The 11,868-nt window shown below is 63.8% G+C and carries 7 protein-coding genes; 6 read left to right on the top strand and 1 reads right to left on the bottom strand.

What is annotated here, in order from left to right:
* Window positions 1–236 precede the first annotated feature (236 nt).
* On the bottom strand, window positions 237–3,059 hold the full coding sequence (locus ACW73L_RS12340) for a putative Ig domain-containing protein (RefSeq protein WP_498922367.1): 2,823 nt from the start codon (window positions 3,057–3,059) through the stop codon (window positions 237–239).
* A gap of 330 nt (window positions 3,060–3,389) precedes the next feature.
* On the opposite strand from ACW73L_RS12340, the gene hemN reads away from it, so the two are divergent.
* The 6 genes from hemN (at window position 3,390) to ACW73L_RS12370 (ending at window position 11,819) form a co-directional block, all read left to right on the top strand.
* Window positions 3,390–4,778 carry an oxygen-independent coproporphyrinogen III oxidase gene (gene hemN, locus ACW73L_RS12345; RefSeq protein ID WP_498922368.1) on the top strand — a complete coding sequence of 463 codons (1,389 nt, stop codon included), beginning with the start codon at window positions 3,390–3,392 and terminating at the stop codon, window positions 4,776–4,778.
* 63 nt (window positions 4,779–4,841) lie between these two features.
* Window positions 4,842–6,536: a choice-of-anchor tandem repeat GloVer-containing protein gene (locus ACW73L_RS12350; RefSeq protein ID WP_498922370.1), complete on the top strand. Its 1,695-nt coding sequence runs from the start codon at window positions 4,842–4,844 to the stop codon at window positions 6,534–6,536.
* Between the two features lie 497 nt (window positions 6,537–7,033).
* On the top strand, window positions 7,034–7,573 hold the full coding sequence (gene hemG / locus ACW73L_RS12355; RefSeq protein WP_498922372.1) for a menaquinone-dependent protoporphyrinogen IX dehydrogenase: 540 nt from the start codon (window positions 7,034–7,036) through the stop codon (window positions 7,571–7,573).
* A 321-nt stretch (window positions 7,574–7,894) separates the two neighbouring features.
* Entirely contained in the window at window positions 7,895–9,313 is a 1,419-nt protein-coding gene (locus ACW73L_RS12360) for an acetyl-CoA carboxylase biotin carboxylase subunit (RefSeq protein WP_498922373.1), read from the top strand.
* An 18-nt stretch (window positions 9,314–9,331) separates the two neighbouring features.
* Window positions 9,332–11,134 (top strand): sodium-extruding oxaloacetate decarboxylase subunit alpha, encoded by a 1,803-nt coding sequence (gene oadA, locus ACW73L_RS12365; protein ID WP_498922375.1) that lies wholly within the window; start codon window positions 9,332–9,334, stop codon window positions 11,132–11,134.
* 220 nt (window positions 11,135–11,354) lie between these two features.
* Complete coding sequence (locus tag ACW73L_RS12370; RefSeq protein WP_498922376.1) at window positions 11,355–11,819, top strand: hypothetical protein; 465 nt, start codon at window positions 11,355–11,357, stop codon at window positions 11,817–11,819.
* Window positions 11,820–11,868: the final 49 nt, after the last annotated feature.

Below are 11,868 nucleotides of genomic sequence, written 5' to 3' on the forward strand. Positions count from 1 at the left end.
CGTGTTGTGTGCCGGGTGCCCCGTTTAGTCCATGGGCCGCATTTCCAAGGCTCGGCGAGAACCAGGTTGGCCTCGATGCGGGAACGTTCCGGTGTCGGCGAAGCGTCGTACCCGGGACCTCCCAAGGCACGACGGGACTCGTGGCTTAAGTCAATGTGTCTCGGTTGGTCGGAGGGGCAGCGGTCCGATCGCCCACACGGTTGTGTTCCGCACGCGGTCAACGGTTAGATCAGGCCCTAGACCAGTGCCACCTGGCCGGTCAGCAGGGTCGCGTTGGCCTCGACGACGCCGATCAGTGTCAGCTCCGCGGCGCTGACGGGGTTATCGACGGAGGTACCGGCGCTGCTTTCGGTATACAGCCACAGGGCGCTGTGATGGCTGCCGGTGGTGTTGTCGTTGACCAGCAGCAGGGTGCGTTGGCCCTCGGTGACGGTCAGGTTGAACTCGGCGTTGAGTTCGGTCGCGAGGGCAGTCGCGTTGGTCAGGCCGCTGGTCGCGAGGCCGTCGTTGGCGGTACCCGCCAGATACAGCGCTTCGGTGTTCGCGAGATTGACTGCGGTGTTGCTGTTGTTGGATGTTCCGCTTCGGCCGAAGCTCAGGGTGCCGCTGGCGTTATCGTCGAGCCAGACGCGCAGTGTGCTGGTGAGGTCGATGGTATCGGTCTGGGCGGTGGTTCCGGTCGCGTCGAATTTTCGAATCACTTCGCCCAGGCCTCCCTCGCTGAGATCCCCGTAGACGGCATGATCCTTGAGATTGTCGCCGCTGTTGCCGAAGTCGAGGGTGTCACTCCCTAGTCCACCATGAAAAGTGTCGCCGCCGGTGCCGCCGTACAAGTGGTCGTCGCCGGCGCCGCCGAACAGACTGTCGTTGCCGTTGCCGCCGAAAAGTGTGTCGTCACCGTCGTCACCGAAGACGCTGTCGTCGCCGCCCGCCGCGTAGAAAACGTCATCGCCGGTGGAGCCATCGAGCGTGTCGCCGACGGTGGAGCCGGTACGGAGAGTGACCGTTTCGTCATGACTCAGACCGGTCTCGTCGGTGGCCCGCAAGATGAGTCGATGGGTGGCATTGGTACCGAGGAGTGTGCTGCGGGTAACGTTGCCGTCGGTCAGGCTGAAGCCGGCACTGCTACCGGGAAGCAGGGCGTAGGTGAAGGCGGAGGAATCGGCATCGCTCGCGTCCAGGGTGGCCAGCACTTCGCCGGCTTTGGGCAGGGTGCCGTTGGCCGGCACGGCAGCGTTCCAGCGGATATCCGAGGGGGGCGCCGCTACGACATCGGACTGGCCGATGATCGTGATGGCGATGGTTTGCGTGGTGCCGTCTGCGGTGAGGACGTCGAACCGATCCTGCAGTTCCTCATCGGTCGCCAGCGCATTCACCGTGGCATTGGCGTTATCGAGGACATACGTCCAGACGCCGTCGACAGTCAGGGTGAAGCGGCCATAGCCCAGGCTGCTGACGGTGGGCGAAGTGACGGCCTGGAAGTTTGCGGGACTGTCGATATCGGTGACGGTCAGGGTGCCGGTGACGCTGTTCGGCGCGGCGTCCTCAATGAGAGAGCCGGTGAGGGTGCCGCCAACCTCGGCGGGGTCGTTGACATTGGCAATGGTCAGCTTGAAGGGCGGCGCCGAGATGGCGGCGCCGCTGCTGTCCGTGGCTGTCAGGCGTATGGAGACCGTGCCGACGTCGTCGTTGGTCGGGGTGCCGTTGAAGCGGCGGGTGGCGGCGTCGAAGCTGAGCCAGGCGGGCAGTGCGGCTCCGTCGGCAAGGGTCGCGGTAAAGGTCAGTGTATCGCCGGCATCGACATCGCCGAACGTGCCGGCGGGAACGGTGAAACCGAACGGGGCGTCCTCGATCGCTGACTGGTCGCTCAGCGGAATGAGGAGGACCGGAGCGTCGTTGGTATTGACCACGGCGATGTCGAACGTATCGCTGGCGGTTTCGCCGGAGGTGTCGGTGGCGGTTACGGTCACGCTGACGGTGCCGACAGCGGCGTTCGGCGGGGTGCCGAAGAATCTACCGGTACTGGCATCGAAGCTGAGCCAGGCGGGCAGCGCTGAGCCATCGGCGAGGCTGGCGCTATAGGTCAGCGTGTCGCCGGCGTCGACGTCGCTGAAGGTGCCGGCGGGGACGGTGAAGTTGAACGGGGTGTCCTCTATGGCGGACTGATCGCTGATCGGTGTCACGACGGTCGGGGCCGTGTTCGTCGAGTTCGCAAGATTTTCGAAATAGTTCAGGTTGCCGTCGTTTCCCCCGACGATGATGTCGACGTCCCCGTCGGCGTCGAGGTCAGCCAGCGTTGGTAGGCTGAAAAACGGCCCCGCGTCGATCCCGCTCAGAGGATTGTCGGTGCCGGTGCGTTCGATGAAGATCGGGGCTCGGGCGGTCCCGATGTTCTCGAAGTAATGCAGCAGGCCGTAGGTTTCCCCGACGACGGCGTCGAGGTCGCCGTCCCCGTCGAGGTCGGCCAGGGCCGGCGCGCTGTCACCGCCGACGTCCAGTCCATTGAACGGGTTAGCCGTGCCGGTGCGCGCGGTGAACACCGGTGCCGTGGCACTTCCTGTATTCTGAAGATACTGCAGTGTGCCCGAACCTTGGCCGATGATGGCGTCGAGGTCGCCGTCAGCATCCAGATCGGCCAAGGTCGGGATGCTGAAAGAATCCACCGAGATGCGATTGAAGGGATTGGCCGCACCGGTGCGTGCGGTGAAGACCGGTGTCGTGGCACTGCCGGTATTCCGGAAATAGCTTAAATCTCCATCGGCATTACCCATTACGGCGTCGAGGTCGCCATCGCGGTCGAGGTCGCCCAAAGTCAGGGCGACATAGGGTCCTACGTCGATACCGTCGAAGGGATTGCTGCTGCCGGTGCGTTCGATAAAGATCGGCGCGGTGGCACTGCCGACGTTCTCGTAATAGAACAGTTGTCCGCTGCTGCTCCCGACGACGGCATCGAGGTCGCCGTCACCGTCGATGTCAGCCAGACTTGGCGTGCTGTCCGTGCCCTCATTGAACTCATTGAAGGGGTTCGCGGTACCGGTCCGTTTAGTGAAAGTACTCATGGCTGGCCTCGGAAGAAGACGGAGCAAAAGAATCGTAAGCTTGCGTTCCCTGAATCTTACATCACGAAACATGCCCGGCGCGGCCGATTCATGCCAACGGGAGTCGGTCTTTCCCTTACTGCTACATCGATTGGTGCGCCGCATCCCGGTGGCCACGGTGAGATCGATGACGGTGCCGTTGACGCTGGAGCCGACCTCGTGGGAAGCCCCGCACCAGAAAACGGTGACGTGGATCGCAGGCGTCGGACCGATGCAACGGACCTTCGCGTGACGCCGCAGGCCATGCCAGGATTGGCCGCAGGCCGGCGCGAATCGCGATAAACTTCGCCCATGCAAACTCCCAGTTTCGACACAGCGCTGATCGAGCGCTACGGCGGCCGCGGCCCGCGCTACACGTCCTATCCCACCGCCGTGCAGTTCCAGCCCGGATTCGGCGAGGCCGAGTATCGCGCCGAGGTCAGACGTTCCGATGCCGCGGCTCCGGACGCGCCGCTATCGATCTACGTGCACATCCCGTTCTGCCACTCGTTGTGCTACTACTGCGGCTGCAGCAAGGTCGTCACGCGTCACACGGAGCGCGCCGAGGACTACCTCGGATTGTTGATCCGCGAGATCGAATTGCAGGGTGCGCTGTTCAGTCGGACGCGCACGGTCGAACAGCTCCACCTGGGGGGAGGCACGCCGACTTACCTCGACCGGGAACAGATGCGCCGGCTGTTCGAGGCGCTGAACGCGAATTTCAGCCTGTGCCCGGGCGGGCGCCGCGAATTCTCGATCGAGATCGATCCGCGCACGGTCTCGCCCGCCGATATCGTGGCGCTGGCAGAGTCCGGCTTCAACCGTATCAGCATGGGCGTGCAGGACTTCGAAGCGGACGTGCAGCAGGCGGTGAACCGCATCCAGTCCGCCGAGGATACCGCGGCGCTCGTGCGCGCTGCGCGTGATGCCGGATTCGGCTCGGTGTCGCTGGATCTTATCTACGGCCTGCCGCTGCAGACCGTTGCCGGGTTTGAGCGAACGCTGGCGCGCGTGCTGGAGATGCGCCCCGATCGCCTGGCGGTCTACAGCTATGCCCACCTGCCACAGATGTTCCGGGCCCAGCGCCTGATCCATGAAGCGCAGCTCCCGGAACCCGCCGTGAAACTGGAAATTCTCCGGACCACGATCGAGCGGCTGACCGGCGCCGGCTATGTGTACATCGGCATGGACCACTTCGCGCTGGCCGACGATGAGCTCGTCAAGGCCCAGCAGCGCGGTGAGCTGCAACGCAACTTCCAGGGCTATTCGACACACGGCAATAGCGATCTGGTGGGTCTGGGGATGACGTCCATCGGCCAGGTCGGCGATTGCTATGCCCAGAATGCCAAGGAGGTGGCGCCGTACCGCGCCGCTCTGGAACAGGGCAAGCTGCCAATCGTGAAAGGCCTGCTGATGACGGCGGATGACCGGATCCGCCGCAGCGTTATCCAGGACATCATGTGTCGCGGGGAACTCGATTACGCCGCCGTTTCCGAACGGAGCGGCATCGAGTTTGAGCGCTACTTCGCGTCCGAGATCGCCAACCTCCATCCGCTTGAACGCGACGGTCTGATCGAACCGACGCCGACCGGATTCCGTGTTTGCGAGCGGGGACGCCTGCTGTTGCGGGCCATCGCAATGAGCTTCGACGGCTATCTCGCCGCGAATCGTCCGCAGCAGGCCTTTTCCAAGATCATCTGAACTCGCGCGCCGCAGTCGGTGCGCGTATGCCTCTATTCCCCTTTGAAAGCCAGGACAATCCCCATGAAGAACATGACCGGAACGCGATCGCGGGCCCAGCCCTCCTTAATGGCGCGAGCCACGCTCGGCGTGATTTTGGCGCTCGGGTGGGGTGCTGCCGCGCCAGCCGCCACGCTGACCAGTCTGCATGACTTCAATGGCAGCGACGGTTCGCATGGCTTTCTGAGTGGTCTGCTCGCGCAGGGCCGCGACGGGAGCCTATACGGGACGTCCTACCAAGGTGGCGCCTACGGGTATGGTGTCGCCTTCAGATTGACGCCGAGCGGGACGTATAAAAAGTTGTACGACTTTGATGAGACTAATGGAAGCTACCCTTGGGGGGGGCTGACCCTGGGCCGGGACGGCAACTTCTACGGTACGACGGTAGCTGGGGGCGTTACTGGAGGAGACGGCACGCTGTTCAGTGGATCGGGTACGGTGTTCAAGATGACCCCTGCCGGCGTGGTAACGGTCTTGCACCACTTCGGTACGGCATCGCCCGATGGCTGCGGGCCGTACTCACCGCCGATCCTAGCCTCGGATCGGAATCTGTATGGTACGACACAGGGTTGCGGCGCGAACGATAGGGGTACGGTGTACAAGATCACTGCCGACGGGGCTTTCAGCGTGCTGCACAGCTTTGATGGCGCCATGGGCCAACGTCCCTACGCGCCGTTGATCCAGGGAACGGATGGCGCGCTTTACGGCACCGCGTCATCCGGGGGCGAGGACAAGGGTTATTACGGCACCGTGTTCAAGATCACGACCAGCGGCGTATTGTCGACGGTCTACAGCTTCGACGGCATTCATGGCGACCAGCCCTTCGGCCCAGTCATTCAGGGCACGGACGGCAATCTTTACGGCACCACGACGCGGGGTGGTGCCTATGCCGCCGGGAATGTTTTCAAACTGACCCTGGCCGGTACCATCACGAACCTTCACAGCTTTGATTACAGTTCCGTCAGTGTAGTCCAGGGCGCTTTTCCGTATGCCGGGTTAGTGCAGGGCAGCGATGGCAACTTCTACGGCGTGACTGCCCAGGGGGGCAACTCCGACCTTGCTGGGGTGCTATTCAGGGTGACCCCGGATGGCGAGTATACGGTGCAGGCCCGCTTCGACCCCACCACGACTGGTGGTCGCCCAACAGCCACCCCTTTCGTGCATACGAACGGCAGGATCTACGGCTTGAGTGGAGAGGGCGGCCCGAACGACTATGGGACGGTCTATGGTCTCGACGTAGGCGCGCCCAGCTTCATCCGCGCGGTGCCGGGTACGGCCAAGGTGGGCCAGACGATTGGGTTGCTGGGCGCCGTCCGCGGCGCGACCGCGGTCAACTTCAACGGATTGGACGCCCCCTTGTCGGGAACGGCTGCCAACTACCTCACGGCGGTCGTGCCCGCAGGCGCAGCCACGGGTTTGATCGAGGTCATGACCCCGGCCGGGACCGCACAAACCTTGAAGCCGTTTCTGCAACGGCCGGCGCAGCAAGGTTTCAGTCCGCATCGCGGGGCGGTCGGCAGTTCGGTCGTGCTGAACGGAACGGGCCTGACGCAGACCACCGAGGTCCTGTTCGGCAACGGCAAGAGCGCAAGCTTCGTCGTGAATAGCGATAGTCAGATCACCGCCACGGTGCCGGTGGGCGCCGCCACCGGGAATATCACAGTGACCACCCCGGGCGGGCGTTTCAGCACGGTGGCCGCGTTCACAGTGAAGCCATAACGGTCGCCTGCCGCACCCCTGGCCCATGGCTGGGGATTGGGGGTGCATCGGTTCGGTCGCCGCGCGGCTGGCGCGGGCTCCACGATCGGCCTCGTCACAGCTCAATGACTGACCTCTCGATGCGCGGCGAATTCCCGGCCAATTCCCCTCCGGCCCCGACTTTTCCTTCCCTTGGGACGAATAATCCACAGCCAATCGCCGGGAGGGGGCGGTGAAGTCGGCTCGGTTCCGATCTTGCGAGCCTGCCACAGCGACGGAATGCCGCGCGGTCCGCAGTTGCCAGGATGTTCGGAGCGTATTCGTTGGCCCCCGCCCTGGATCGGCCTGAAGGAGCGTGCCGCGCAGCGAGTTGCGGGGCACTCGGCGCGGACAGTCAACAGGGTCTGGCATCAGACGTGTCAAGCCGGGACCTGTCGCCTCGTTCCGCAGCACGCATCGGGAGTTTTTGCTGATACGATCGCCAGCGATGCGCATCGCACCTTCCCCAATCCTACGCCATGGCCAAAATTCTGATCCTTTATTCGACCACCGACGGACAATGCCTGAAGATCTGCGAGCGGCTGCGTGATCGCTTGGAGCAGGCCGGTCACACCGTGACGCTGGTCTCCATCGCCGATGATCCTGCCGTCGATCCCGCCCCCTACGATCGGGTCGTGATCGGCGCGAGCATCCGCTATGGGCGGCATAGTCCGTTGATAATGGCCTACATCAAGCGCTACGCCGCGGTGCTGAAGGCGAAGTGCGGCGCCTTTTTCTCGGTAAATCTGGTCGCGCGCAAGCTGGGCAAGGACCAACCCGCGACCAACCCCTATCTGAGGCGTTTCCTTCGAAAAATTCCCTGGCAGCCGGAATTCTGCGCAGTCTTCGCCGGCCGGCTGGACTACCCGCGATACGGCGTGCTCGACCGCTGGCTGATCCGGATGATCATGTGGGTGACCGGTGGCCCGACGGATCCTACCGCCGTGGTCGAGTTCACGGATTGGGACCAAGTGGATGCGTTCGCCCGGCGGCTGGTTTCGGCGGCTGATGCGTCCTGACGGGCCGGATGGCCACTGCCGATGCCGTCTCTGGTCTCTTGCGTCGCAGCATGAACGGTTCCGCGTCTTGCGCTTTCCACTCGCGAGGGAAGTCGATAGACTGTAGTCCTAGCTTCGGATATCGTCTATGTGGAGGCCTCGGATGATTCTAATTGACAGAATTACAGGGGTTTTTTGTGAGGCGCCTTACTGCATGGCGTTAGGCGCCACTCCGCAAAGGGCGATTCCTCCCGTTTTCGGTTTGTTGGGCGCCGCAGAAATCTCGCATTGCGCTGCCGCATCGCTGCCGGTTTTCAGTCTCGTCGCGGCGAGTTTGATGCGATGATCCGCAAGATCCTGATTGCCAACCGCGGCGAGATTGCGGTGCGGGTGCTGCGCGCCTGCGCGGAGATGGGCATCCGTTCTGTCGCGATCTACTCCGAAGCCGATCGCTTCGGCCTGCACGTCAAAAAGGCGGACGAGTCGTACTGCATCGGTCAGGAAGAACTGGCCGGGTATCTGAATCCGCACCGCATCGTGAACCTGGCGGTCGAAACCGGCTGCGATGCGATCCATCCGGGTTACGGATTTCTGTCGGAGAACCCGCTACTGGCGCAGATCTGCGCTGACCGGGGCGTCCGCTTCATCGGTCCCGGTGCGGGCGTGATCCGGCGCATGGGTGACAAGACCGAAGCGCGGCACGCGATGATCGCGGCCGGGGTGCCGGTTACGCCGGGGTCCGAGGGGAATGTCTCGGGCCTGCAAGAAGCCCTGTCCGTCGCCACCCGCATTGGTTATCCGGTCATGCTGAAAGCGACCTCCGGCGGAGGCGGGCGCGGCATCCGTCGCTGCGATACACCCGCCGCACTGGCCCAGAACTTCGATCGTGTCGTGTCCGAGGCGACCAAGGCCTTCGGCAGCGCCGAGGTTTTCCTGGAAAAATGCATCGTCAATCCGCGGCACATCGAGGTGCAGATCCTGGCCGATAGCCACGGCCAGGCGATTCACCTGTGGGAACGGGACTGCTCCATCCAGCGCCGGAACCAGAAACTGATCGAGATCGCACCGTCGCCGCAACTGACGCCGGAGCAGCGGTCCCATGTCGGTGAACTCGCCGTGCGGGCGGCCCGCGCGGTGAATTACGAGAATGCCGGCACGATCGAGTTCCTGCTGACCCAGGACGGCGAGTTCTATTTCATGGAGATGAACACCCGGGTTCAGGTCGAGCACACGATCACCGAGGAAATCACCGGCCTCGACATCGTCAAGGAGCAGATCCGCATCGCCGATGGTCTGCCGCTGAGCCTGGCGCAGCCCGAGGTCGAACTGCACGGCTGCGCGATCCAGTTCCGGATCAATGTGGAGGATCCGCGCAACGATTTTCTCCCGAGCTTCGGCCGGATCACTCGCTATTATGCCCCCGGTGGCCCCGGTGTCCGGACCGACACCGCCATCTACACCGGCTACCAGATTCCGCCGCACTACGATTCGATGTGCGCGAAGATCATCGTCTGGGGTCGGAATTTCGACGAGGCGATCGCGCGCAGCCTGCGTGCCCTGGACGACACGATCATTGCCGGTGTGCCGACGACGATGCCCTTCTACCAGGAAATCCTGCGGCATCCCGATTTTCGCAGCGGCCGCTTCGATACCGGCTTTCTGGCCGCTCACCCGGAACTGACTCAATACTCCCTGAAGCGCAGTCGCGATGCCGCCGTGCTGGCGGCCGTCGCCGCGATCGCCGCGCATGTCGGCCTGTAACCCCCGGAAGCCTTGCCGATGAGAAAAGTATTCGTTACCGACCTGATCCTGCGCGATGCGCACCAGTCGCTTATCGCGACGCGCATGCGGACCGAGGACATGCTGCCGATCTGCGACAAGCTCGACCGCGTCGGGTTCTGGTCGCTGGAGGCCTGGGGCGGCGCGACCTTCGATGCCTGCCTGCGTTTCCTGAAGGAAGACCCCTGGGAACGCCTGCGGGTGTTGCGCAAAGCGCTGCCGAACACGCGCCTGCAGATGTTGTTGCGCGGCCAGAACCTGCTCGGATACCGACACTATGCCGACGACGTCGTGCGCGAATTCGTGCGTCACGCCGCCACCGAAGGCATGGATGTGTTCCGCATCTTCGATGCGCTGAACGACAGCCGCAATCTGCGAACCGCGATCGAGGCGGTCAAGGCCACCGGGAAGCATGCGCAGGGCACGCTGAGCTATACGGTCAGCCCGGTGCATGATCTGGCCGGCTACGTGAAGCTGGCGAAAGAACTGGTGCAGATGGGCGCCGACAGTATAGCGATCAAGGACATGGCAGGTCTGCTGACGCCTACGGCGGCCGCGGAGCTGGCCGCGGCGCTGAGCAGCGCCGTCGATGTCCCGCTGTTCGTGCATGCGCACGCGACGTCAGGGCTGGCCGAGATGTCGCAGTTGAAGGCGATCGAGCACGGCGTCACCCACATTGATACGGCGATCTCGCCGTTTTCGGGCGGCACCAGCCATCCGGCGACCGAGAGCATGGTCGTCGCGCTGAAGGGCACGGCTTTCGACACCGGACTGGATCTCACGCTGCTGCAGGAAATTGCCGACTATTTTGCCGGTATCCGTCGCAAATACCGCCAGTACGATAGCGAATTCACCGGGGTCGACAGCCGGGTGCAGACCAGTCAGGTGCCCGGCGGCATGATGTCGAATCTGGCGCGTCAACTGGAAGAGCAGGGCGCGCTCGACCGGATCCAGGAAGTGTTCGCCGAGATTCCGCGGGTGCGCGCCGATCTCGGGTATCCGCCGCTGGTCACGCCGACCTCGCAGATCGTCGGCACCCAGGCCCTGTTGAACGTGCTGACCGGCGAGCGTTACCAGACGATCACCAACGAGGTGAAGCGCTATCTGCAAGGCGGCTACGGCAAGCCACCAGCCCCGGTCAATCCCGACGTGCAGCGGCGCGCGATCGGCCATGAACCGGTCATCGATGTCAGGCCCGCCGACCTGTTGCCGCCCGAGATGGACAAGCTGCGCGCGGAGATTGCCGATCTCGCGACATCCGACACCGACGTGCTGCTGTACGCGATGTTCCCCGAGGTCGGGCGCACCTTCCTGCGCGAGCGCAAGGAAGGCACCTTGCAGCCTGAAGCGCTGGTGCCGCCTGAAGCCGTGTCGCGGGCGGTGCCGGTGGCGCCGGAGGTGCCGACCGAGTTCCGCGTCTCGGTGCACGGCGAAAGCTACGATGTCCAGATCACGGGCGCTAACCTGAGCGATCAACGCAATCGGCGCTTCTATATCACCCTGGACGGCGTGCCGCAGGAAATCGACCTCGAGGTTCTGAGCGGCGTCGAGCGCGGCACTGTCGGCGGGCGCAAGGCGCCTCGGAAGCCGGGCGATGTCGTGACGACGATGCCCGGAAACATCGTTGCGATTCTCGTCAAGGTCGGCGATCGGGTCGGCGCCGGGGACGGCGTGCTCGTGACCGAGGCGATGAAGATGGAATCCGAGATCAAGGCGCCAATCAGCGGTCTGGTCGCCGCCATCCACATCCAGAAGGGCGACCGAGTCAATCCGAACGAAGTGCTCATGGAGATCGAAGCATAGACCCGACAGCTCTTGGGCCGAACCTGTTCGGCTCGATCCGCCGCTGAGCGAGAGTCCCGTTCTGCGCGATTCCGTTGACATGCGATGCGGCGACACCCGCGCGCTCGCATGCGGCAGCGGCGCGATCGAAATCGATGCCGCGCGCTGCTTCGGGCCGATTCAGCCCAACCGCAAAACGTGCGATCATCACCGGACTCTTTTGCGAGAATCCGAGTTGGCGGTGGCCACAGTGGAACGACGACTGACCTCCGGGGCGTTGATGACGGCGCTCACGACGCTGTTCGCAGCGGTGATGCTGACCGGTTGCGGCTGGTCCAACTGGGGAGGCGGTGGTGGCTATCCGGGAGGCTACGGCTATGGTTATCCAGCCTATGGCGGGTATCGTGGAGGCTATGGTTACCCCCTGTACGGCTATGGCGGCGGGTCCAACGGCTACTCCTACGGCTACAACCGCGCCCGTGAGGAAGACTGGCGCCGTTGGCAGGCCTACCAGTACGGCCTGAGCCAGGGGCGCAAACAGGCGCAGCAGCCGGGAGTGCCCCCGCCACAGGGCGGGAGCAAGCCGCCGCGACAACAGCTACCCTACGGCATCACGCGCAATCCCGGTGGCACTTATCATGTGCCGGGACGCGGCAATTTCACTGCCGGCCAGATTCAGAACTACGTCCGCAAGCACCGCCGCTAGATCGAAGTTGGTTTAGATTCACGGTGACGGGTGTATCTCACGCGGTCGA

Source organism: Methylolobus aquaticus (assembly GCF_054172105.1).

Bases quoted from the DNA above. Each gene is read 5' to 3' on its own strand.
- oadA (WP_498922375.1), top strand. From the start codon at position 9,332: ATGAGAAAAGTATTCGTTACCGACCTGATCCTGCGCGATGCGCACCAG.
- hemN (WP_498922368.1), top strand. From the start codon at position 3,390: ATGCAAACTCCCAGTTTCGACACAGCGCTGATCGAGCGCTACGGCGGC.
- ACW73L_RS12350 (WP_498922370.1), top strand. From the start codon at position 4,842: ATGAAGAACATGACCGGAACGCGATCGCGGGCCCAGCCCTCCTTAATG.
- ACW73L_RS12340 (WP_498922367.1), bottom strand. From the start codon at position 3,059: ATGAGTACTTTCACTAAACGGACCGGTACCGCGAACCCCTTCAATGAG.
- hemG (WP_498922372.1), top strand. From the start codon at position 7,034: ATGGCCAAAATTCTGATCCTTTATTCGACCACCGACGGACAATGCCTG.
- ACW73L_RS12360 (WP_498922373.1), top strand. From the start codon at position 7,895: ATGATCCGCAAGATCCTGATTGCCAACCGCGGCGAGATTGCGGTGCGG.